Origin of the sequence: Humibacter sp. (assembly GCF_051954055.1) — a bacterium.
Taxonomy (GTDB): Bacteria; Actinomycetota; Actinomycetes; order Actinomycetales; family Microbacteriaceae; genus Humibacter.
The window spans coordinates 15,973-38,422 of record NZ_JBQCIE010000138.1 but is presented as its reverse complement, the minus strand read 5'-3'; the positions used below and the strand labels follow the sequence as shown (position 1 = coordinate 38,422).

Genomic DNA, 22,450 nt, shown 5'->3' with positions numbered 1-22,450 from the left:
ATGACCGATTCCGGCCGCGCCGAAGCGCCGACCGCACCCGGCAACTTCAATCTGCCGAACCTCATCACCGTGGTGCGCATCCTGCTCGCACCGGTGTTCTTCTGGCTCCTGCTCGCCGATTCCGGTGCCGACGGCGTCCTGCGCTGGATCGCCGCCGCGCTCTTCATCCTGGCGATCGCGACGGACGGGGTCGACGGCGCGATCGCGAGACGTAAGGGGCTGGTCACCGACCTCGGCAAGATTCTCGATCCGATCGCGGACAAGCTGCTCACCTCGGGTGCGCTGGTGTGCCTGTCGATCCTCGGCGAACTGTGGTGGTGGGTGACCATCGTGATCGTCGTGCGCGAGGTGGGCATCACGGTGTGGCGCATGGTCGAGCTGTCGCGCGGCAACGTGGTTCCTGCGGGTCGCGGCGGCAAGCTCAAGACGATCGCACAGGCCGTCGCCATCTCCTTCGCGCTCGCTCCGACCTGGACGGTTGTGGGCGACTGGGTCTTCTGGCTGAACTGGGTGCTGATGGGCATTGCGCTCGTTCTCACCGTGTGGTCCGGCCTCGACTATCTCTGGGCGGCGCATCGGCTGCGGCGGCGGGCCGGACAGCAGTCGTGAGTCACACGGATGCGTCGGGGCCCGCGACGACAGATCCCACCGCGGCGCTCATCGCTCGCCTCACCGAGCGCGGACTCACGCTGGCGGTCGCGGAGTCGCTGACCGGGGGCGCCCTCACGGCCGAGCTGACCAGGCCCGCCGGGGCATCCGCGGTCGTACTCGGCGGGGTCGTCGTCTATGCCACGGAGCTCAAGCACACGCTCGTGGGAGTGGATGCCGCGCTGCTGGCCGAGCAGGGTCCTGTGCATCCCGAGGTGGCGCGCCAACTGGCCAGGGGTGTGCGCTCGGCGCTCGCGGTCGGGAGCCGCCCAGCGGATGTCGGCATCGCCACCACGGGAGTCGCTGGTCCGGACGGCCAAGGCGGCCGAGTGCCGGGCACGGTCTTCCTCGGGATCTCGCACGGCGACGTGAACGACGCCGTCGAGCTCGCCCTGACCGGAACGAGGACACAGATCCGTGCGCGATCAGTGGATGCCGCGGTCCGGCTCCTCATCGAGCGGCTGCTGTAGGGCCGACGGAATAGCGGTGGTCTCGAGTTGGTTACACAGTGATGTACTCACACCCAAACCCCAGTCGTCGATGGTTAGAGTTCATGGACCGTCAAAGCGCGTAGCGTTGAAGGTATCGAGAACAACTGATCGAAGGTTGTGGCAGGAAGAGAAAAGGAGGCTCCAATGATTCTTGTACGTCAAGAAATCGGCGACGTGCTACGGGACTTCCGCCTGCAGAAGGGGCGCACTCTTCGTCAGGTCGCGAGCCGGGCGAGTGTGGCTCTCGGTTACCTCAGCGAGGTCGAGCGCGGACAGAAGGAGGCGTCGAGCGAGATCCTCGCCTCGGTGGCCGAAGCACTCGACACGCCCATTTCGGTGATCATGCGTGAGGTCGGCGATCGGCTGGCGGTGCTGGAGGGCATCGACCAGGTCATCCCCGACACTGTTCCGGACGAGTTCGTCGCGGCGCTCGACGCCGACCTCGTCGCCCGATGAGTCCGCTCGTCGGATAAGACGAACGGGGCGCCCCGCTTCGGCGGGGCGCCACTCCTTTAATCGCCGGCGCCCTTCGGGGCTCGACTCGTCGATGGGAAGGCGGCAACGATTGTCGGGGTGATCTCCTATGCTGTCGCGGTGCGTACGAGCGAATTCCGACGAGCTGTGGCGACCGAGTTCGGCGAGCAGTACGGCCGGGCTCTGCTCCGTGACCTCGTGATCGACAGTCTCGGACACCGCACCTCGGATCAGGCGCTTGCCGCCGGCGTTCCGGAGCGCGACGTGTGGCTCGCTCTCTGCGAGGCGATGGAGGTCCCGGTCGAGCGCTGGCACGGCGCCGGCCTGCCCACTCCTCCTCAGCGCTGACGAGGGCGGAGGGTCGCCCGCCCGGGGAACGAGCGGACTACGAAAAGGCGGCCGACACGCCACGCGATCGTACGAAGAGATGTTCGGTTGTTGTTACTCTGAGTCCACAGAACTTCTCGAAGCGAGTTATCCACTTCGCGCCGGTCCGGCACCCCGATGTCGCAGGTGCGTCCTACGGTACGAAGCAGCGATTACACGACGACTGTTCCGGCGAAAGGAAGCCACACCATGCCCACTCCAGCAGATCGCGAAAAGGCACTCGAAACCGCTCTCGCTCAGATCGACCGGCAGTTCGGCAAGGGCTCCGTCATGCGGCTGGGCAGCGACGAGCGCGCGCCGGTCGAGGTCGTTCCCACCGGTTCGATCGCGCTCGATGTCGCACTCGGCATCGGTGGTCTCCCGCGTGGCCGCATCGTCGAGATCTACGGCCCGGAATCCTCCGGAAAGACGACGCTGACGTTGCACGCCATCGCCAACGCTCAGAAGAACGGCGGAATCGCCGCGTTCATCGACGCCGAGCACGCGCTCGACCCGGAGTACGCGAAGAAGCTCGGCGTCGACATCGACTCGCTCCTCGTCTCTCAGCCCGACACGGGGGAGCAGGCGCTGGAGATCGCCGACATGCTCGTGCGAAGCGGATCGATCGACCTCATCGTGGTCGACTCCGTCGCCGCGCTGGTGCCACGGGCCGAGATCGAGGGCGAGATGGGCGACTCGCATGTCGGTCTCCAGGCCAGGCTCATGTCGCAAGCGCTCCGCAAGCTGACCGGTGCGCTCAACCAGACGAACACTACGATGATCTTCATCAACCAGCTCCGTGAGAAGGTCGGCGTGTTCTTCGGCAGCCCCGAGACGACCTCCGGCGGCAAGGCGCTCAAGTTCTACGCATCGGTGCGACTCGACATCCGTCGCATCGAGACGCTGAAAGACGGCACCGAGGCAGTGGGCAACCGCACCAGGGTCAAGGTCGTCAAGAACAAGATGGCTCCGCCGTTCAAGCAGGCCGAGTTCGACATCCTGTACGGCGTGGGGATCTCGCGTGAGGGCAGCCTTCTGGACTACGGCGTCGATCAGGCCATCGTGAAGAAGTCCGGCGCCTGGTACACGTACGAGGGCGACCAGCTCGGTCAGGGCAAGGAGAACTCCCGCAACTTCCTGATCGACAACCCCGACATCGCGGCGGAGATCGAGCACAAGATCCTGGTCAAGCTCGGTGTGATCGTCGATCCGAATGCGCCGGCCGAGAGCGCCTCGAACGTCGAGTCGATCGAGCCGAAGATCGCCCAGCGCAAGGGTGCCTGAGGCGAGGCGAGCGCACGATGGTGGTGCAGTTCCCGCCGGCAGGCTCGGCTGACCGCGGCCGCGGCAGGCAAGCAGGCGAGGCGCGCGGGCTCGCTCCGGTGACGTACCTTCCGGGTGCGCAGCCCTCCGATGCGGCGCAGGACGCGCTGGCCCGCGTCCACGCCGTCCCCCGGCGTGCGGTGACGGATGCCGATGACGCGGCCACCGGTCAGCGAGAGCGCCGTGATCGCAAGGCGGCTCGCGCCGGCAATGTGGCGATCCATCAGCTCGCACGGCGAGGCATGTCGCGCTGGGAACTCGAGCAGGTGCTGGCCAAACGGGAGGTGGACGCGGAGACGGCGGCGGCGGAACTCGATCGACTCGAGAGCCTCGGGCTGGTCGACGACGCGGCCCTCGCGATCTCGGTCGTCTACGCGATGCACACGCGCAAGGGCTCCGGGCGCGCAGCCATCGAGTCGGAGCTGCGGAGGCGGCACCTGGATGACGAGGTCATCGCCGACGCCATGGCCGAGCTCGACGTCGACGACGAGCTCGAACGGGCCACCGAACTCGCTGCGGCCAGGGCGCGGCAGCTGCGTTCCGTCGACTATGAGGTTGCGGTGCGCCGGTTGAGCGGATACCTGGCCCGCAAGGGTTACGACGGCGAGGTCGTCCGCTCCGCGGTGCGTACGGCGTTGGAGGGGCATCCGCGTGGTTCGTCGACCGGCAACGGCGTGCGTTTTCGCTGAGACGACACCGCACCCGACGGTCAGGAACGCGAACGTAGACTAGTGCGCACTATGAGCATTGCCGATCGAATCCGACCCAGTTCGGCTCCGACGTCGATCGCCGTGTCGGATGCCGCCGTCGACGCCGACGGGCACGTTCGCACGTACGAGGTGCGCACCTACGGCTGCCAGATGAACGTGCACGATTCGGAGCGCCTGAGCGGTTCGCTGGAGGCGGCCGGGTACGTACGTGCGGCCGGAGCCGAGGCCGACGTCGTCGTGATCAACACGTGCGCCGTGCGCGAGAACGCGGACAACAAGCTCTACGGCAACCTCGGCCACCTGGCATCGGTGAAGCGGCGGCACGCCGGCATGCAGATCGCCGTCGGCGGCTGCCTCGCCCAGAAGGACAAGAACGTCATCCTGGAGAAGGCTCCATGGGTCGACGTCGTGTTCGGCACGCACAACATGGGCGCGCTGCCGAACCTGCTGGAACGGGCGCGGCACAACCACGAAGCACAGGTCGAGATCCTCGACGCCCTCGAGACCTTCCCCTCGACACTCCCCACGAAGCGCGACTCCACCTATAGCGGTTGGGTGTCGATCTCGGTGGGCTGCAACAACACGTGCACCTTCTGCATCGTGCCGTCGCTGCGCGGCAAGGAGAACGACCGGCGTCCAGGCGACGTGCTGGCCGAGATCCAGTCCCTGGTCGAGGACGGTGCCATCGAGGTGACGCTCCTCGGCCAGAACGTGAACTCGTACGGTGTCGACTTCGGCGATCGGCTCGCGTTCGGCAAGCTCCTGAGGGCAGCCGGCGAGATCGAGGGGCTCGAGCGCATTCGGTTCACGTCCCCGCATCCGGCTGCGTTCACCGACGACGTCATCGACGCCATGGCGGAGACGCCGGCCGTGATGCCTCAGCTGCATATGCCGCTGCAGTCCGGATCCGACCGCATCCTGCGGGCCATGCGCCGCAGCTACCGTTCGGCCAAGTTCCTCGGCATCCTCGACAGGGTCCGCTCGCGCATCCCGGATGCCGCCATCAGCACCGACATCATCGTCGGGTTCCCCGGAGAGACCGAAGAGGACTTCCAGGAGACCCTCCGCGTCGTCGAGCAGGCGCGGTTCGCCTCGGCATTCACCTTCCAGTACTCTGCGCGCCCCGGCACCCCTGCTGCCACGATGGCCGACCAGGTGCCGAAAGAGGTCGTGCAGGAACGCTATGACCGCTTGATCGCCCTGCAGGAGCGCATCGGCCTGGAGGAGAATGAGAAGCTTGTCGGCCGCGAGGTGCAGGTGCTCGTCTCCACCGGCGAGGGCAAGAAGGACGCCGAGACACACCGCATGAGCGGACGAGCGGAAGACAGCCGCCTCGTGCACTTCGAAGTGCCGGAAGGATCGGAGCTCCCACGCCCCGGCGACGTCGTCACCGTGCGCATCACGCACGCCGCCCCCTTCCACCTGCTCGCCGACGCGGCGCCGGGCGAGGCTCTCCGGGTGCGTCGCACGAGGGCGGGAGACGCCTGGGATCGTGTGGAGGCGGAGTCCTGCGCGGTGCCGTCGCACGGAGCATCCGGTGCAGAGGGGAGGGTGTCCCTCGGTCTGCCAGGGTTGCGTCCCCGATCGGAGATGGGCTCAGCACAGCAATCGAACGCACTGGACCCGGGAACACCGGCCGGTCCGACGACGCCGATCTACGATCTCGCCGACGGCGAGCGGTGATCCGTCCGCTGCCCGCGTGAGCGAATCCGCCGAGCAGGCATCCGTGCGGCTGCCAGCGGCAACTGTCGGAGCGCGGCACTACCTCGCGATCGTCGGTGCGACGGGCACTGGCAAGAGCGACCTCGCGATCGAGGTTGCGGTCGCGTTGGGGGAGCGTGGCGTCCATGCCGAGATCGTGGGCGCCGACGCCATGCAGTTCTACCGTGGTATGGACATCGGCACCGCGAAGGTGCCGTCCCGCGAGCGCCGCGGCATCCCGCACCACCTGATCGACGTGCTCGACGTGACGCAGGAGGCCACAGTCGCGTGGTACCAGCCGGTCGCCCGCCGCGTGATCGACGACATCCTCGGCAGGGGAGCGCTGCCGATCCTGGTCGGTGGATCGGGGCTGTACGTGTCGTCGGTGATCTACGACTTCGCATTCCCCGGGCGCGACGAGTCGGTGCGAGCACGTCTCGAAGCCGAGGCGCGGACATCCGGCATCCGCCCGCTGCTGGATCGATTGCGAGCGTTCGACCCGGTGACTGCCGAGCGCGTGGATCCGGCGAACGCACGACGCGTCGTCCGCGCCCTCGAGGTGGCCGAACTGCAACAGCGGGGTCACGGCGCATCGCTCCCCGAACGGCCGGTGCCGTGGTCGCCGGTGATCGTGGTCGGGCTCACCGTGCCGCGTGAACTACTCGTCAAACGACTGGATGTGCGCGTCGAGCGGATGTGGGCGGCAGGGCTTCTCGACGAGGTCCGCGGCCTTCTCGCCGACGGCCTCGACCAGGGCATGACCGCGTCGAAGGCCATCGGCTACGCGCAGGCCGCGGCACAACTGCGTGGCGAGCTCACACAGGACCAGGCGATCGCCGAGACGCAGCGCCTCACCCGCCGCTACGCGAGACGGCAGGTGTCGTGGTTCAAGCGGTATCCGGAGCTCGACTGGCTCGACGCGTCCTCTACCGGCGCGACGGAGCGCGAAAGGCTCGTGGCAGCTGTACTGGATAGGCTTGCGCGGTGACCACACTCTCGTTCAGCAAGGGCCACGGTGCCGGCAACGACTTCGTGCTCTTCGCCGACCCCGAAGGCGTCATCGAGCTCACGGCCGCGCAGATCGCCCTGATCTGCGACCGGCATTTCGGCGTGGGCGCCGACGGCGTCATCCGCGCCGTGAAGTCCTCGGCGATTCCCGAAGGCGCCATCGCGCTCTCGGAGGATCCGACGGCGGAGTGGTTCATGGACTACCACAATGCAGATGGCACCCCGGCGGAGATGTGCGGCAACGGCATCCGGGTGTTCACCCGCTACCTCATCGACGGGGGATTCGCCCACCTGCAGCCCGGGCAGACGCTTCCGATCGGAACCCGCGCCGGCGTGCGAGACGTGCAGCAGAGCGGGTCGGGATTCCAGGTCGACCTCGGTCGCTGGCACCTCACAGGCGACGACCCCACCGTCCGTGCCAAGGGGCTCGGCGTGGCGCGTCCCGGCGTCGGCATCGACGTGGGCAACCCGCACGTCGTGGTGGCGCTGGCCGACGACGACGAGCTCGACCGCCTCGACCTCGGCCCGACGCCGATCCTTGACCCCGAACCGGTGAACGGCGCGAACGTGGAGTTCGTCGTCCCCTTCGAGCCGCTCGTCGACGACGGCGTCGGCCGCATCCGCATGCGGGTGCACGAACGGGGCAGCGGCGAGACTCTCGCGTGCGGAACGGGTACTGCGGCAGCGGCCCTCGCCACCAGGTACTGGGCGGGCGACGGCGCCCCTGACAACTGGAAGGTGCGAGCCCCCGGCGGAACACTCGGAGTGCGGATATTCCCAGCAGACGACGGTGAGCACGTCTCGTTGTCGGGTCCGGCCGAGCTCGTCTACGACGGCGAGGTCTCGATCGGCTAGGTCTCGATTCGGAGACCGCGAGGCGCCGGACGGCGTGGTCGACCTATCCGCGTCGGACGTGCAGCACCCGGTACCCCTTGCTGGAGGAGGCGCGGCGTACGCCGAACCCGGCAGGAAGCTCCGCCTCGAGCCACCGCTGCAGCGAGTCCGAACCGAGGTTGCGCTGCACGACGAGCCAGGCATCCGCGTCGTCGTCCAACCTCGGCAGCCAGCGCAGAAGCAGGTCGTGCAGCTCGTCCTTGCCGATTCGGATCGGCGGGTTGGACCAGATCGCGCGAAAGGCGAGATATTCGGGAACATCGTCGGGCAGAACGGCGTTGACGTTCGACAGCCCCAGGATGGAGGCGTTCCGGCGCACCACGTCGAGGGCGCGTTCGTTCACGTCGACAGCCCAGACGGTGGCATCCGGAGACTCGAGCGCCAGGGTGAGCGCGACCGGTCCCCAGCCGCAGCCGAGGTCGAGGAGGTCGCCGCTCGCCGGCGCATCGGGTGCGTCGGCGAGCAGAACGTGCGTGCCGAGATCGATGCGATCGGGGCTGAAGATGCCGGAAGCGGTGACGAGCTCGACGTCACGACCGGCGAGGCGGACGCTGAGCGGGCGCAGCTTCGCCTCTCCGGCGGGTCGGGACGTGAAGTAGTGCTCACCGCTGGCCATATAAGGAAGGTACCGGCGCGCTGGAGCTCGGGGCAAAGGCGGGACGCACAGCGCGCAGAGAACTATGGTTGACCACACGATGACGCAAACCCACAGCGAACACCAGCGCGACGAGGCGCTCGAGGAACGGAACGACGGCCCCACCGAGCAGGACGACGTCGTCGCCCGGATTCTGGCGCGCGCAGAGCAGGCATCCGCTCGAACGACGATCTTCGGGCAGAGTGCGCAGGCTCTGCAGCGATCGGACGCCGAGGGGCAGAGCGACGACGGCGAGCAGTTCGACCGCGAGGAGCGGGCGGCGCTGCGCCGAGTCGCGGGGCTCTCCACGGAACTCGAAGACGTCACAGAGGTCGAGTACCGGCAGCTGCGTCTGGAGAACGTTGTGCTGATCGGCGTCTATTCGGCGGGGACGCAGCTGGATGCCGAGAACTCGCTGCGCGAGCTGGCGGCACTCGCCGAGACGGCCGGCGCCGTCGTGCTCGACGGCCTCTTGCAGAGGCGGCCGCACCCCGACCCTGGCACCTACCTCGGCAGCGGCAAGGCGCAGGAGCTGCACGACATCGTCAAGGCGCTCGGCGCCGACACCGTCGTGGCGGACACCGAGCTGGCGCCCAGCCAGCGGCGCGCGCTCGAGGACATCGTCAAGGTGAAGGTGATCGACCGCACGGCCGTGATCCTCGACATCTTCAGCCAGCACGCGAAGAGCCGCGAGGGCAAGGCGCAGGTGGAGCTGGCGCAGCTCGAGTACCTGCTCCCACGCCTGCGCGGCTGGGGCGAGTCGATGAGCCGGCAGGCCGGTGGTCAGGTGGGTGGTGCGGGTGCCGGCATGGGCAGCCGTGGTCCCGGTGAGACGAAGATCGAGCTGGATCGCCGGCGCATCCACTCCCGGATGGCGAAGCTCCGCAGGCAGATCAAGGACTTCAAGCCGGCCCGGGAGGCAAAGCGTGCCAACCGCCGCCGCAACAGCGTTCCGTCCGTCGCCATCGCCGGCTACACCAACGCCGGCAAGTCCAGCCTGCTGAACCGCATCACCAAGGCGGGCGTGCTCGTGGAGAACGCCCTGTTCGCCACGCTGGACGCGACCGTCAGGCGCTCCATCACCGCGGACGGCCGCCTGTACACGCTGGCCGACACGGTGGGATTCGTGCGCAACCTTCCGCATCAGCTGGTGGAGGCGTTCCGGTCCACGCTCGAAGAGGTGGCGGACGCGGACGTGATCGTGCACGTGGTGGATGCCTCACATCCCGACCCGGCGGCCCAGCTCGCCACAGTTCGGGACGTGATCGGCGAGGTCGGTGGCCGCGACATCCCGGAGCTCGTGGTCTTCAACAAGGCCGACCTCATCGATGATGGTCGGCGCCTCGAGCTGCGCGGACTGGAGCCGGCGGCGATCTTCGCCTCCGCACGTAGCGGTGAGGGCATCGACGAGGTGCTGGCAGCGATCGCCCGTGCACTGCCCGACCGCTCCGTCGAGATCGACGTCCTGATCCCGTACGACAGGGGAGACCTCGTCTCCGCGCTGCACGAGCGCGGCCGGGTCGTGCACACCGCGTACGAACCGGACGGCACCCGGGTCACCGCGAAGGTCGCACCCGAGTTCGTGCCCGTCTTCGAGCCGTTCCGCGCTGAGCCGGTGGTCGCCGGCGCACACTGACAGAGCCGCCGCCCAGCCCGTGGGCGGTCGTGTAGCGCTGCGTAACACGCGCCACCCGTTCCTGGCGCGCTTTGTTACTGTGATCGCATTGTTCGTCGAGCACGGCCGAAACCGGTCGGTTCGACTGGAGCGACAGCCGAGCCCGGCACCCGCCCCGAACCGCATGTCAGAGCGGCCGCCTCACTCGTGGTCGCAAGCGATGCGGTGCGGATGCCTTCGGCCACCACCTGCGATCGATCGCCTCCGCGCCGCCCGAGTTGGGAGCCGCCATGAGTGCACAGCACCTCAACGACGGTTCGCCGATCCCGCCTTCTGCTGGAAACACTCGTTCCGACGACACTCACTGTCCGGTCGGAACGCCCTTCTCGTTCGAGCTCTACCCGCCGCGCAATGAGGCTGCTGCACGCGCCCTGCCGCGCACCATCCAGCGTCTCGCCGCCGTGGCGCCACGCTTCATCTCGGTCACCTACGGCGCCGGCGGGTCCTCTCACGCGTCCTCGCTCGACGTGGTGAGGCACATCACGCAGAGCACTCCGGTGCCGGCCATGGCGCACCTCACGTGCGTCGGGTCGTCCCACGAGCAGGCCGGGCGCATGATCCGGGAGTTCCTGAGCGCCGGCGTCACCCGATTCCTCGCCGTGCGTGGCGACCCGCCGGTCGGCGCACCGGCGGATGAACCGCTCGGTGATCTGCACAGCGCATCGGAGCTGGTGCAGCTGATCCACCGCATTCAGGCCGAGCACGCTCCGTACCGCGAGATACCGATGCCCGGCTTGACCCACGCGAGCGCGGTGGGAAGGCGCGAGAAGGTCACGATCGCTGTCGCGGCGTTCCTGAACGGACACCCGCGTTCTCGTTCGGTCGAGCAGGACATCGACACCCTGCTGGCCAAACAGGCCCAGGGAGCGAACCTCGCGATCACCCAGTTGTTCTTCCACGCGGAGGACTACTTCGCCTTCGTCGATCGTGCTCGCCGCGCCGGCGTCACACTGCCGATCCTGCCCGGGATCATGCCGGTCACCTCGCCCGCGCGACTCCGCCGCATTCTCGAACTGAGCGGCGAGGATCTCCCCAGCGAGCTCAGCATCCGCCTCGAGGTCGAACCCACCGACGATGGCAGACGTGAGATCGGCATCCAGCATGCCGCGCAACTTGCCGAGCGGCTCGTCGCGGGCGGTGCACCAGGCATCCATCTCTGCACGTTCAACCAGCCGCAGACGTCGCTCGCCGTTCTCGAGCGGTGCGGCCTGATCGACTCCTCGGCGCTCGAAGAGGATTCCGCCGTCCAGGCGAGCGTCGAAACAGCCCCGACAACGACCACACCACTCCAGCAGGCCAGCAAACAGAAGGAAAACGCATGACCTCCTCCACCTTCCCGACCGGCACGATCGTCGGATACCCGCGCATCGGCCGTCGCCGCGAGCTCAAGAAGGCCGTCGAGGCGTTCTGGGCGGGCATGATCACCGCGGACGAACTCGAGACGACGGCCGCCGAGCTGCGTCGTGCGACTCGTGCTCGGCTGGCGCAGCTCGGACTCGGCAAGAGCGACTCCGCGATCCCCGAGACCTTCAGCTACTACGACCAGGTACTCGACGCCGCGGTCACCCTCGGCGCCGTTCCCACGCGGTTCGCCGGGCTGCAGGATGCTGAAGGCCGCGTCGACCTCGCCGGCTACTTCACGATCGCCCGTGGCGCAGGCGAGGATGCCCCGCTGGAGATGACCAAGTGGTTCGACTCGAACTATCACTACCTGGTGCCCGAGATCGGCCCTGACACGCGGTTCAGGCTGGCATCCGATCGGCTCGTTCGTGAGTTCGAGGAGGCCAACGCCGATGGATACCTCACTCGTCCGGTCATCGTGGGACCCGTCACGTTCCTGGCGCTCAGCAAGCCGGCCGAGGGCTCTCCGGAGGGCTTCCGGCCGCTGTCGCGCCTCGCGGATCTGCTCCCGGTGTACGCCCGGCTTCTCTCCGAGCTGAAGGCAGCAGGCGCCGAGTGGGTCCAGCTGGACGAGCCCGCCCTCGTGAGCGAGAGCCTTGACGACGCCCGAGCCGACGTGCTCCAGGCCGCGCGCAGTGCATACGAGACGCTGGGCGGCGCGTCCGACCGGCCGAGCCTGTTCGTGGCGGCGCCGTACGGCAGCCTCGACGACGCCCTTCCCGTGCTCGCCGCCACGAACGTCGAGGCGATCTCGCTGGACCTCGTGCGCGGCAGCATCCCCTCCGGGCTGGATGCCGGCACCAAGGCCGCCCTGCGCGGCAAGACCGTAGTCGGCGGCGTGATCGATGGCCACAACGTCTGGCGCGGCGACCTCGAGGCCGCGTTCGGCGCGCTCGAGTCGCTGCTGGCGCTGTCGCCCAACCTCGCTGCATCCACCTCGACCTCGCTCCTGCACGTGCCGCACGATGTCGACGACGAGACGGCGCTGGATGCTCGGCTGAAGTCCTGGCTCGCGTTCGCCGACCAGAAGGTCGGGCAGGTCGCCACGCTGGCACGTGGCCTGGAAGACGGACACGAGGCGATCCAGGAGGAGCTGGCGCAGGCATCCGCAGCCCTCGCCGACCGGCTCGGTGCGCCCGGGGTGCGCGACGGAGCGGTGCGCGCTCGCGCCGAGGTGCTCACCGACGCCGACTTCCGGCGCGGCGACTACGCCGCCCGCCTGGCCGCCCAGGACGCCGCACTCGGCCTCCCGCTGCTGCCGACGACCACGATCGGCTCGTTCCCGCAGACCGGTGACATCCGTCGGGCCCGTGCCCAGTTCGCGAAGGGCGTCATCACCGAGGCGGAGTACCTCGGGCTCATGCAGGCCGAGATCAAGCGCGTCGTCGAACTCCAGGAGGAGATCGGCATCGACGTCATCGTGCACGGCGAGCCGGAGCGCAACGACATGGTGCAGTACTTCGCGGAGAACCTCGACGGCTTCGCCGTGACGCAGAACGGCTGGGTGCAGTCATACGGAAGCCGGTGCACGAGGCCGTCGATCCTCTGGGGTGACGTGTCGCGCCCGAAGCCGATCACGGTGGAGTGGTCAACCTTCACGCAGTCGCTCACGGAGAAGCCGGTGAAGGGGATGCTCACCGGTCCGGTCACGATCCTCGCGTGGTCGTTCGTGCGCGACGATCAGCCGCTCGGAGACACGGCGAGGCAGGTGGCGCTCGCGCTCCGCGACGAGATCGCCGACCTCGAGACGGCGGGCATCCGCATCGTGCAGGTCGACGAGCCTGCGCTGCGCGAGCTCCTGCCGCTCAAGAAGAAGGACCAGCCGGACTACCTCCACTGGTCGGTCGGCTCGTTCCGTCTCGCCACGAGCGGGGTCGGCGATGCGACGCAGATCCACACGCACCTGTGCTACTCGGAGTTCGGCGTCGTGATCGATGCGATCCGCAACCTGGACGCCGACGTGACCAGCATCGAGGCCGCGCGCAGCCGCATGGAGGTGGTCGACGACATCAAGGCCAGCGGATTCGACCACGGAATCGGACCCGGTGTGTACGACATCCACTCGCCGCGCGTGCCATCGGTGGCTGAGGTCACAGAACTCCTCGAGAAGGCACTGGGCGGCATCCCGGAGCGGCAGGTGTGGGTGAACCCCGACTGTGGGCTGAAGACGCGCGGGTACGACGAGACCGTGGCCTCGCTGAAGAACATCATCGAGGCCACGCAGGCGGTTCGCGAGAAGCAGCCGGCGTAGCTCGGTACGGCGGATGCCTGTGGCTGTTATCAGCACTGGGCATCCGCCGCGAGCACCCGGTCGAGCTTCGCGAACGTGCGACGCCAGCCCTGGGCGTAGTCGTGCTTGGAAGCACCGCGCAGTTCGCCGTGCACGAATCGCATCGCCGTGCCCTTCTCGCGCGGCTCGAACCCGACGGTCACGCGTGACACGACGCCCGGTTCGCTCCGCCAGCCCCAGGTGAACTCGAGCGCGACCATGGGCTCGACGCGCAGGTATTCACCACTGCTGGTGTGCGCGTCTCCGTCCGGGTCCTGGAACGAGATCTCGAACCGGCCGCCCTCGCGCACCTCGAGGTGCGCCGACGTCACGACGCCGTCGGGCTGCGAGCCCCACCATCTCCGCACGACGTCCGGATCGGTCCAGGCGCGCCACACCTTCTCCTGAGCGGCATCGAAGTGATGCTCGATCCGGATCGACGCAAGCGTCGCATCGCCCATGGGCGATGGTCAGACCGCTCGCAGCACGGCGACTACCTTGCCGACCACATCGGCGAAGTCGCCGAGGATCGGTTCGTACGCCGAGTTGCGCGGCAGCAGCCAGGTGTGGCCGTCGCGCTGGCGGAACACCTTGACGGTCGCCTCTCCGTCGAGCATCGCCGCGACGATGTCTCCGTTCTCAGCCGTCTTCTGCTGCCGCACGACGACCCAGTCGCCGTCGCAGATCGCCGCGTCGATCATCGACTCGCCCTGCACCTTCAGCATGAACAGCTCGCCGTTGCCGACGAGCTGTCGGGGCAGAGGGAACACCTCCTCGACCTGCTGCTCGGCCGTGATCGGGACACCCGCGGCGATGCGGCCCACCATGGGGACCATGGTGGCGTCGCCGACGGGAATCGAGGTCTCGAAGTCCGTCGCCGCCTCGGCGCGGCCCGTGCTCTCCGGCAGATCGATCAGCACCTCGAGCGCCCGGGGACGGTTGGGGTCGCGACGCAGGTACCCGCTGAGCTCGAGCTGACCCAGCTGATGCGCCACGCTGGAAAGCGATGCGAGACCGACCGCATCGCCGATCTCGCGCATGCTCGGCGGATACCCCCGCTGACTGACCGAGCGCTGGATCACCTCGAGGATCGCGCGCTGCTTGTCGCTCAGGCTCTTCCGTCGTCGCGTGCGCGGCTTCTCCGTGGCGGCGCGGCCGCTCCGGGCGCCTGAGACGGCGGCTCCTTGCTGTGCGTCATCGACGTCGGTCAACGTGCTCTCCTCTCTCGTTGGCGAGTGTGCTCGCGGCTCCGCCGCTCGCCATTCCCAATCGCCTTGGTGATGGATGCGAGCATCCGTCACCAAGCCTCAATCGAATGTCAGTGGTGCGTGGTGTAGTTCCTGATGATCGAAACTCTATCCGGGTTTCGCTCCGGATCGGCGATTCTGTTCGAGCGTGTTGATAACTCGACCGGCACAGATCCGAACATACCGTTGAAATCGGAGAAGATCGAAGATAGATTCGGAACACGGGTTCGACACTGAAGGGAGACGGTCATGACGACCATCGCACTCGCGCACTCGACGCGGAGCCGTTCGGCACACGTGCGCACCCGCCTCACTCGTCGGGGCCGTGTCGTACTGTCAGCGCTGATCGTGCTGCCGGTCCTGGTGGGTGGCGGCGCTCTGCTGGCCAGCAGCGGCGCCATGGCGGGCATCGAGTCATCTGCCGCGTCGTTCCACCATCTGACGGTGCAGCCGGGCGAGTCGCTGTGGAGCATCGCGCAGCGTGTGGCTCCGCACAGCGATCCGCGCGACGTGGTCGCCGCATTCGTCGATCTGAACGGACTCTCGTCGAGCATGGTGCAGGCGGGGGAGCAGCTCGCCATCCCGCATGAGTTCGACGGCTCGAACCGGTGAGCGGCCGCCCTAGCATTGACGGGTGATCTCGTTCTCCGACCTCCCTCTCCGCGATGACCTGCGCGGCAAGTCCCCGTACGGCGCGCCGCAGGCGCCCGTGCCCGTGGCGCTGAACGTCAACGAGAACACGCATCCGATCCCGGATGACGTCGTCGCGGACATCCTGGAGTCCGTCGGAGCTGCGCTGAAGGGCGCGAACCGCTATCCGGACCGGGAGTTCCTCGAGCTACGCGAGGCGCTGGCCCGTTACCTGGGGCACGGCCTCGACGCCTCGAACATCTGGGCGGCGAACGGTTCCAACGAGGTGCTCCAGCAGATCCTGCAGGCGTTCGGCGGCCCCGGGCGCAGCGCTCTCGGGTTCGCCCCGACCTACTCGATGTACCCGCTGCTCGCCTCCGGGACGGGAACGGCGTGGATCGCCGCCGATCGAGCACCGGACTTCACGGTGGCGCCGGACCACGCGGCCGCCGCGGTCCAGGAGCACCGTCCGGATGTCGTCATCCTGTGCGCGCCGAACAACCCCACCGGCACCCCGCTGGGGCTGGATGTCGTCGAAGCCGTCTATGACGCCACCGACGGCGTGGTGGTCGTCGACGAGGCGTACGAGGAGTTCATGCCACGGGACGCACCCAGTGCGCTGACGCTTCTCCCCGGACGCGAGCGGCTCATCGTCTCCCGCACGATGAGCAAGGCGTTCGCGTTCGCCGGTGTACGGCTCGGCTACCTCGCCGCTGACCCGGCCGTCGCCGACGCGCTTCGGCTCGTGCGGCTGCCCTACCACCTGTCCGTGCTCACACAGGCCGCGGCGGTAGCGGCGTTGCGGCACTCCGACGAGATGCTCGCAACGGTGCACGACATCGTGCGGCAACGAGACCGGATCGCATCCCGGCTCGCGGAACTGGGATTCGTCGTGCACGACTCCGGCAGCAACTTCGTGCTGTTCGGCGGCGTCGACGATCCTCACGCGACATTCCTCGCCCTCAAGGAGCGGGGAATCCTCGTGCGCGATGTCGGCATACCGCACCACCTGCGTGTGAGTGCCGGTACGGAGGCCGAAACCAGCGTCTTCCTCGACGCCATGGCCGAGTTGGCTGCCGCACCCGCTGCCCGGGCGTCGGCGAGTGCGGCTACCTCGCTCAATTAGGCTTGACGGCATGACCAGCCGCACCGCGAGCATCCGCCGCGAGACCAGCGAGTCGAGCATCGAGCTGTCGCTCGATCTGGACGGCACGGGCAGCAGTAGCGTGCACACCACGGTACCGTTCTACGATCACCTGCTCACCGCGTTCGCCAAGCACTCGCTCACCGATCTGACGGTGCGAGCGAAGGGCGACATCGAGATCGACGTGCACCACACGGTAGAAGACGTCGGAATCGTGCTCGGTCTCGCGATCAGGGATGCCCTTGGCGACAAGTCCGGCATCTCCCGCTACGGCGACGCCACCGTACCGCTCGACGAGGCACTCGTGCAGGCGGTCGTCGACGTCTCGGGCCGTCCTTATCTGGTGCACACGGGCGAGCCGGACGGCTTCGAGCACCACCTGATCGGCGGCCACTTCACCGGGTCGATGGTGCGGCACGTCTTCGAGGCCATCGCGTTCAACGCCGCACTGACGGTGCACGTTCGCGTGCTGTCGGGCCGCGACCCGCACCACATCGCTGAGGCGGAGTTCAAGGCGTTCGCGCGCGCGTTCCGGCAGGCGAAGGCGCTCGACCCGCTCGTGCAGGGCATCCCGTCGACCAAGGGCGCGTTGTGACGAATGCGGGCGGAGGTCCCTCCGTCGTCGTGCTCGACTACGGCTCCGGCAACGTTCACTCGGCGGCCAAGGCGCTCGAGGCCGTCGGGGCACACGTGACGCTGACCAGTGACCGGCAGGCCGCGATGGATGCCGACGGGCTGGTGGTACCGGGCGTCGGCGCCTTCAAGGCGGTCGTCGATCAGCTGAAGGCGGTGCACGGCGCCGAGATCATCGACCGGCGCCTGGCCGGCGGACGTCCAGTGCTCGGCATCTGCGTGGGCATGCAGGTGCTGTTCGAGCACGGCGTCGAGCACGGTCACGATGCGGAGGGTCTCGGCGAGTGGCCCGGGACCGTCGAGCGGTTGGAGTCCGACGTTCTGCCTCACATGGGCTGGAACACTGTGGATGCTCCCGCCGACTCCGTGCTCTTCGACGGCGTGCGCGACGAGCGCTTCTACTTCGTGCACTCCTACGCTGCCCAGCGCTGGGAGCTAGAGCCGTCGGGCCCGTTCGCCGCCGCGAAGCTCACCTGGGCCGACCACGGCAGCCGATTCCTCGCCGCCATCGAGAACGGCCCCCTGTCGGCCACCCAGTTCCACCCGGAGAAGTCGGGTCAGGCCGGCATGCGACTCTTGAGCAACTGGGTGCGGAGCCTGCCCGTACTGGCCGCCTGACTCACGGCATCCGACCGCCTTCCGTCATCGTCACCGAAAGAGCACAGCCACTTCATGAGCCCCATCAGCGACACCCCCGAACTCGTTCTCCTCCCCGCTGTCGACATCGCCGACGGCAAGGCGGTGCGCCTGACGCAGGGCGAGGCGGGAAGTGAGACCAGCTACGGCGATCCGGTCGACGCCGCGCAGGAGTGGGTCGAGCAGGGCGCCGAGTGGATCCACCTGGTCGACCTCGACGCGGCGTTCGGCCGCGGCCACAACCGGGACGTGCTCAAGGCCGTGATGCGATCCAGACGCGACGTGAAGATCGAGCTTTCCGGCGGCATTCGTGACGACGCATCGCTGGAGCACGCGCTCGAGCTCGGCGCGAGGCGTGTGAACCTCGGCACGGCGGCGCTGGAGAACCCGCAGTGGGCATCCGATGTGATCTCGCGATATGGCGAGGCGATCGCCGTCGGCCTCGACGTTCGCGGAACGACTCTCGCCGCACGCGGCTGGACGCAGGACGGCGGCGACCTGTGGGAGGTGCTCGCACAGCTCGAAGACGCAGGATGCGCCCGCTATGTCGTCACGGACGTCACGAAGGACGGCACCCTGCGCGGCCCCAACCTCGAGCTGCTGCGCCAGGTCACGGAGCGCACCGACCGTCCGGTGGTCGCGTCGGGCGGCGTCTCCAGCCTCGACGACATCATCGCCCTCCGCGAGCTCGTGCCACTCGGTGTGGAGGGCGCGATCATCGGCAAGGCGCTCTACTCCGGCGCTTTCACGCTCCCGGAGGCGCTGGACGTTGCCGGACGCTGAGCGCTCCCGCCACCTCTTCGGCTCGACGGACCGAGCGGACTCGGCCGGCCTGCCCTGGGAGGGGCGCTCCTTCGACCAGGGCCCTGCGTCGACGGATGACGGTTCGGCGGATCCTGGTCTGCTCGCCGCTCTGACCGGGTTCGCGCAAGGGACCGCCGGCGAGACGGCCGTCGTCGAGGCGGTCCGCGCTGCGCGCCTGCTCGTGCCTCTTCTCGCTCACGCGGGCGAGGTCGGGGAGACCCCGGACGGACACCTCGTCGACAAGACGCAGGAGCTGTCCATCGCCACCGTGCGGGCACCGGATGGCCGAGCCGTGCTGCCCGCCTTCTCCTCGGTGCGGACCATGTCGGCCTGGAACACGCTGGCGCGCCCGGTCCCTGCCGCGGGCCCCCGGGTCGCGCTGGCTGCGGCGAGCGAGCAGACGGAGCTCGTGGTGATCGACCCGACGACTCCCACCGAGTTCGTGCTCCGTCGCCCCGCCGTGAAGGCACTGGCCACGGGGGAGCCGTGGACGCCGCCGTGGCAGGACGATGCCGTGCTCGTCGCGTTCACGCAGGCATCCCTGAACGAGCAAGCGGTACAGGCGGTGAACCTCTCGGCCGGAGACCCGACCGCCCGCCTGCACGGCCCGGAGGTCGAGGTGGTCCTCGCACTGCGTCCCGGCCTCGACCGGGGTGCGCTGGATGCCGTCGTGGCGCGCGTCACCTCCGCTTGGGCCGCGTCCGCGCTCATCGCCGATCGCGTCGACTCGATGACGCTTCGCCTGCGCTCAGTCGCCTGACGGTAGCGCGGCTCAGTTCACGGGGCCGGTGTACTTCTCGCCGGGTCCCGAGCCCGGTGCATCCGGGATGACGGATGCCTCGCGGAACGCGAGCTGCAGACTGCGTAGCCCGTCGCGCAGGCTGCGCGCGTGCTGGTCGCCGATGTGCTGCGCGCTGGCCGTGACCAGACCGGCCAGAGCGTCGATGAGTTTGCGAGCCTCGTCCAGATCCGTCTGAGCATCCGGGTCATCCGCCAGTCCGCACTTCACGGCCGCAGCGCTCATCAGGTGCACAGCAGTGGTCGTGATCACTTCGACGGCCGGCACATCCGCGATGTCCCGTGTGGCCTCAGCGAGTGCTGCGGCTTCGGCCTGCAGCACGTCGTCGCCTGAGTCGAATCGGTGGACGTGCTGATCGGACATGAGGCCTCCGCGGCGAATCGACGGGTGTGAGCGTGGCGGCCGATTCGGCTTGTGACCCGGGCGTCTGCTAAGCTGTGTCGGGCTTTCGGAGCATGATGCCCCGAGAGGAAAAGTGGAGACTCTCCCACCCGCGATGACCGCTTCATCAGGTTACCGGGTCGTTACGCACTCCGCTTCACGCGACGAAAGTCGTTGAGGCTGACGAAAAGGGTGCGGGATGCGCGGCCGTGCGCGAGCACGGATCGCACGTGTGTGAGACCTCTGCCGACCACCTACGGCGCCGCCGCAGGTGCCGTTCACAGCAATGTTCGATCAGAGGAGACACGCATCAGCGATCCCCGTACCAATGACCGTATCCGCGTGCCAGAGGTCCGCCTCGTCGGCCCAGGCGGAGAGCAGATCGGCGTCGTCAAGATCGAGGTCGCCATCCGTCTCGCGCAGGAAGCAGACATGGACCTCGTCGAGGTGGCTCCGAACTCGAAGCCTCCCGTGGCCAAGATCATGGATTACGGCAAGTTCAAGTACGAGGCTGCGCAGAAGGCCAAAGAGGCCAGGCGCAACCAGGCGAACACCGTGCTGAAAGAGGTGCGGTTCCGCCTCAAGATCGACAAACACGACTACGAGACGAAGCGCAAGCGCGCCGAGGGATTCCTCAAGTCCGGCGACAAGGTCAAGGCCATGATCCTGTTCCGCGGGCGTGAGCAGTCCCGACCCGAGCAGGGCGTGCGCTTGCTGCAGCGATTCGCCGAGGATGTCGCGGAGTTCGGTTCCGTGGAATCGACCCCGACCATCGACGGTCGCAACATGGTCATGGTCATCGGCCCCTTGAAGAACAAGTCAGAGGCCAAGGCCGAGGCCAACGCACAACGTGCCGCCAACCGGGCGCGCTCCCAGCAGCAACGATCCGGCGAGACGGCCACCGAGGCGGAGACCGAATCCGCCACCGATGAGGAGAAATAATGCCCAAGCAGAAGACCCACTCCGGGGCCAAGAAGCGTTTCAAGCTCACCGGCAGCGGCAAGGTGATGAAGCAGCAGGCCGGCATGCGCCACCACCTGGAGCTCAAGACGAGCCGTCGTACGCGCCGTCTGAACCAGGATCAGGTGCTTCCGAACGTCGACGCCAAGGTCGCCAAGAAGCTCCTCGGCAAGTAAGCCGACACGACGCGTAAAGGAATTACGAACAATGGCAAGAGTGAAGAGGGCCGTCAACGCCCACAAGAAGCGTCGGGTCATCCTCGAGCGCGCCGAGGGCTACCGCGGCCAGCGGTCGCGCCTCTACCGCAAGGCCAAGGAGCAGGTCACCCACTCGCTGGTCTACAGCTACCGTGACCGTCGTGCCCGCAAGGGAGACTTCCGTCGTCTGTGGATCCAGCGCATCAACGCCGCGAGCCGTCAGAACGGCCTCACCTACAACCGGTTCATCCAGGGCCTGAACCTGGCCGGTGTCGAGGTGGACCGTCGCATCCTGGCCGAGTTGGCCGTGAACGAGCCCGCGACCTTCGCGGCCCTGGTCGAGACCGCCAAGAAGGCGCTCCCCGCCGACACGTCGGCCCCCAACGCCGCCTAAAACAACACAGCACGGCCCGGCTCCTTCAGGAGCCGGGCCGTTCCGCATTTCTCATACCCAAAGAGCACGTGCGACGCCTCTGAAACGCGCGGCAGCGACGGACGTCACTTTCCGGGGGCTGGCATCGGGTCTGGCGGGAGCCGCGCGAAGCGCGGCTCGGGCATGTCCCCGGAAAGTGACGTCCGCCGCTGCCGCGAAGCGAACCCAGTCACCAGCTAGGCTGAGCGCGTGCTCGACAACCCTCGGTCCCCAAGGGTCCGTGCCGTCGCCAAGCTCGCGAAGAAGTCGGCGCGTGCCGACACAGGGACCTTCTTGCTGGAGGGTCCCCAGGCGGCGCGGGAGGCGCTCGCGTGGCGTCCGGACCTCGTTGTCGAGCTGTTCGTCACGGAGCATGCGCTGCGCAAGCATGATGATGTCGTCGCCCTTGCACGGGAGGCGGAGGTGCGCACCGAGCTGGTCGCAGAGCACGTGCTCGACGCGATGGCCGACACCGTCACGCCGCAGGGGTTCGTCGCGGTGTGCCGACAGTTCCCGGTGTCGCTCGACGCGGTCTTCGACGCGTCGCCCCGGCTCATCGCGGTGCTCGAGGAGGTGCGCGACCCCGGGAACGCGGGCACGATCATCCGTGCAGCGGACTCGGCGGGAGCGGACGCCGTCGTGTTCTCCGGTCACACCGTCGACCTCTACAACCCGAAGGTCGTCCGCTCCACGACGGGTTCGATCTTCCATGTGCCCGTCGCTGTCGGTGCCACGATCGAGGGCGTGCTCACGCGCGCCAAGGCGGCGGGTCTTCGGGTGCTGGCGGCCGATATGGCAGGCGACGACCTTCTCGTCGCACGCGTGAGCGGCGAACTCGCCGAGCCGACGGCGTGGGTGTTCGGCAACGAGGCGCACGGGCTCTCCGATGACGCGGTCGCCCTCGTGGATCGCGTCATCACGGTGCCCATCTACGGACACGCGGAGTCGATGAACCTGGCGACGGCGGCTTCGGTGTGCCTGTACGAGTCGGCGTTCGCGCAGCGATCCTGACG

General features: G+C 68.1%; 26 protein-coding genes. 22 read left to right on the top strand and 4 right to left on the bottom strand.

All coding sequences use genetic code 11. The annotated features are described in order from the left end of the window. The 9 genes from pgsA to dapF all read left to right on the top strand — a co-directional run bounded on the left by pgsA (position 1) and on the right by dapF (position 7,576). A complete protein-coding gene (pgsA, locus tag ACTHNC_RS18265) occupies positions 1–609 on the top strand; it encodes a CDP-diacylglycerol--glycerol-3-phosphate 3-phosphatidyltransferase (RefSeq protein WP_440296055.1) in 609 nt (202 codons plus the stop codon). Then, entirely contained in the window at positions 606–1,118 is a 513-nt protein-coding gene (locus tag ACTHNC_RS18260) for a CinA family protein (protein WP_440296054.1), read from the top strand. Before pgsA ends, ACTHNC_RS18260 begins: the two co-directional genes overlap by 4 nt. 165 nt (positions 1,119–1,283) lie before the next feature. Next, positions 1,284–1,595, top strand: coding sequence for a helix-turn-helix domain-containing protein (locus ACTHNC_RS18255; protein WP_440296053.1), 312 nt, complete (start codon positions 1,284–1,286; stop codon positions 1,593–1,595). A 117-nt stretch (positions 1,596–1,712) separates the two neighbouring features. Then, positions 1,713–1,961, top strand: coding sequence for a DUF3046 domain-containing protein (locus tag ACTHNC_RS18250; RefSeq protein ID WP_440296052.1), 249 nt, complete (start codon positions 1,713–1,715; stop codon positions 1,959–1,961). Positions 1,962–2,189: 228 nt separating this feature from the next. After that, positions 2,190–3,263: a recombinase RecA gene (gene recA / locus ACTHNC_RS18245; RefSeq protein ID WP_440296051.1), complete on the top strand. Its 1,074-nt coding sequence runs from the start codon at positions 2,190–2,192 to the stop codon at positions 3,261–3,263. A 17-nt stretch (positions 3,264–3,280) separates the two neighbouring features. After that, positions 3,281–3,991, top strand: coding sequence for a regulatory protein RecX (locus tag ACTHNC_RS18240; protein WP_440296050.1), 711 nt, complete (start codon positions 3,281–3,283; stop codon positions 3,989–3,991). Positions 3,992–4,042: 51 nt separating this feature from the next. Further along, on the top strand, positions 4,043–5,695 hold the full coding sequence (gene miaB / locus ACTHNC_RS18235) for a tRNA (N6-isopentenyl adenosine(37)-C2)-methylthiotransferase MiaB (RefSeq protein WP_440296049.1): 1,653 nt from the start codon (positions 4,043–4,045) through the stop codon (positions 5,693–5,695). Positions 5,696–5,744: 49 nt separating this feature from the next. Continuing rightward, positions 5,745–6,701, top strand: coding sequence for a tRNA (adenosine(37)-N6)-dimethylallyltransferase MiaA (miaA, locus tag ACTHNC_RS18230; protein WP_440296058.1), 957 nt, complete (start codon positions 5,745–5,747; stop codon positions 6,699–6,701). Continuing rightward, complete coding sequence (gene dapF / locus ACTHNC_RS18225) at positions 6,698–7,576, top strand: diaminopimelate epimerase (RefSeq protein ID WP_440296048.1); 879 nt, start codon at positions 6,698–6,700, stop codon at positions 7,574–7,576. Before miaA ends, dapF begins: the two co-directional genes overlap by 4 nt. Positions 7,577–7,619: 43 nt before the next feature. Here dapF and ACTHNC_RS18220 read toward each other — a convergent pair whose 3' ends face one another. Then, complete coding sequence (locus tag ACTHNC_RS18220) at positions 7,620–8,231, bottom strand: class I SAM-dependent methyltransferase (RefSeq protein ID WP_440296047.1); 612 nt, start codon at positions 8,229–8,231, stop codon at positions 7,620–7,622. Positions 8,232–8,310: 79 nt separating this feature from the next. On the opposite strand from ACTHNC_RS18220, the gene hflX reads away from it, so the two are divergent. The 3 genes from hflX to metE all read left to right on the top strand — a co-directional run bounded on the left by hflX (position 8,311) and on the right by metE (position 13,576). Next, positions 8,311–9,885: a GTPase HflX gene (gene hflX, locus ACTHNC_RS18215; RefSeq protein WP_440296046.1), complete on the top strand. Its 1,575-nt coding sequence runs from the start codon at positions 8,311–8,313 to the stop codon at positions 9,883–9,885. Between the two features lie 269 nt (positions 9,886–10,154). Continuing rightward, the gene (locus ACTHNC_RS18210; RefSeq protein WP_440296045.1) at positions 10,155–11,246 is read left to right on the top strand and encodes a methylenetetrahydrofolate reductase; all 1,092 of its coding nucleotides are present in this window, start codon (positions 10,155–10,157) and stop codon (positions 11,244–11,246) included. Beyond that, a complete protein-coding gene (gene metE / locus ACTHNC_RS18205; RefSeq protein WP_440296044.1) occupies positions 11,243–13,576 on the top strand; it encodes a 5-methyltetrahydropteroyltriglutamate--homocysteine S-methyltransferase in 2,334 nt (777 codons plus the stop codon). Before ACTHNC_RS18210 ends, metE begins: the two co-directional genes overlap by 4 nt. Positions 13,577–13,605: 29 nt before the next feature. Here the strand turns inward: metE and ACTHNC_RS18200 are convergent, their stop codons facing one another. Both ACTHNC_RS18200 and lexA read right to left on the bottom strand, forming a co-directional pair. Continuing rightward, a complete protein-coding gene (locus ACTHNC_RS18200) occupies positions 13,606–14,055 on the bottom strand; it encodes an SRPBCC family protein (protein WP_440296043.1) in 450 nt (149 codons plus the stop codon). A 9-nt stretch (positions 14,056–14,064) separates the two neighbouring features. Next, entirely contained in the window at positions 14,065–14,706 is a 642-nt protein-coding gene (gene lexA, locus ACTHNC_RS18195) for a transcriptional repressor LexA (protein ID WP_440296057.1), read from the bottom strand. 384 nt (positions 14,707–15,090) lie between these two features. Here lexA and ACTHNC_RS18190 point away from each other — a divergent pair, with 384 nt between their 5' ends. Genes ACTHNC_RS18190 through ACTHNC_RS18165 form a run of 6 tightly spaced genes read left to right on the top strand, consistent with a single transcriptional unit; the run spans position 15,091 to position 19,448 of the window. Continuing rightward, positions 15,091–15,453 carry a LysM peptidoglycan-binding domain-containing protein gene (locus tag ACTHNC_RS18190; protein WP_440296042.1) on the top strand — a complete coding sequence of 121 codons (363 nt, stop codon included), beginning with the start codon at positions 15,091–15,093 and terminating at the stop codon, positions 15,451–15,453. Between the two features lie 22 nt (positions 15,454–15,475). Beyond that, positions 15,476–16,597, top strand: coding sequence for a histidinol-phosphate transaminase (locus ACTHNC_RS18185; RefSeq protein WP_440296041.1), 1,122 nt, complete (start codon positions 15,476–15,478; stop codon positions 16,595–16,597). 10 nt (positions 16,598–16,607) lie between these two features. Next, positions 16,608–17,210, top strand: a complete 603-nt coding sequence (hisB, locus tag ACTHNC_RS18180) for an imidazoleglycerol-phosphate dehydratase HisB (RefSeq protein ID WP_440296040.1) — start codon at positions 16,608–16,610, stop codon at positions 17,208–17,210. After that, complete coding sequence (hisH, locus tag ACTHNC_RS18175; RefSeq protein ID WP_440296039.1) at positions 17,207–17,866, top strand: imidazole glycerol phosphate synthase subunit HisH; 660 nt, start codon at positions 17,207–17,209, stop codon at positions 17,864–17,866. The genes hisB and hisH overlap by 4 nt, the downstream gene beginning before the upstream one ends. Before the next feature lie 54 nt (positions 17,867–17,920). Continuing rightward, a complete protein-coding gene (gene priA, locus ACTHNC_RS18170; protein ID WP_440296038.1) occupies positions 17,921–18,667 on the top strand; it encodes a bifunctional 1-(5-phosphoribosyl)-5-((5-phosphoribosylamino)methylideneamino)imidazole-4-carboxamide isomerase/phosphoribosylanthranilate isomerase PriA in 747 nt (248 codons plus the stop codon). Next, positions 18,654–19,448 (top strand): SseB family protein, encoded by a 795-nt coding sequence (locus ACTHNC_RS18165; protein WP_440296037.1) that lies wholly within the window; start codon positions 18,654–18,656, stop codon positions 19,446–19,448. The genes priA and ACTHNC_RS18165 overlap by 14 nt, the downstream gene beginning before the upstream one ends. Before the next feature lie 12 nt (positions 19,449–19,460). On the opposite strand, the gene ACTHNC_RS18160 is transcribed toward ACTHNC_RS18165, so the two are convergent. Next, complete coding sequence (locus ACTHNC_RS18160) at positions 19,461–19,850, bottom strand: DUF1844 domain-containing protein (protein ID WP_440296036.1); 390 nt, start codon at positions 19,848–19,850, stop codon at positions 19,461–19,463. A gap of 360 nt (positions 19,851–20,210) precedes the next feature. On the opposite strand from ACTHNC_RS18160, the gene infC reads away from it, so the two are divergent. The 4 genes from infC to ACTHNC_RS18140 all read left to right on the top strand — a co-directional run bounded on the left by infC (position 20,211) and on the right by ACTHNC_RS18140 (position 22,448). Further along, entirely contained in the window at positions 20,211–20,810 is a 600-nt protein-coding gene (infC, locus tag ACTHNC_RS18155) for a translation initiation factor IF-3 (protein ID WP_440296035.1), read from the top strand. Further along, a complete protein-coding gene (rpmI, locus tag ACTHNC_RS18150) occupies positions 20,810–21,004 on the top strand; it encodes a 50S ribosomal protein L35 (RefSeq protein WP_440296034.1) in 195 nt (64 codons plus the stop codon). The genes infC and rpmI overlap by 1 nt, the downstream gene beginning before the upstream one ends. A gap of 31 nt (positions 21,005–21,035) precedes the next feature. Continuing rightward, positions 21,036–21,419, top strand: coding sequence for a 50S ribosomal protein L20 (gene rplT, locus ACTHNC_RS18145; RefSeq protein ID WP_440296033.1), 384 nt, complete (start codon positions 21,036–21,038; stop codon positions 21,417–21,419). Between the two features lie 228 nt (positions 21,420–21,647). Then, entirely contained in the window at positions 21,648–22,448 is an 801-nt protein-coding gene (locus ACTHNC_RS18140; RefSeq protein ID WP_440296032.1) for a TrmH family RNA methyltransferase, read from the top strand. Positions 22,449–22,450: the final 2 nt, after the last annotated feature.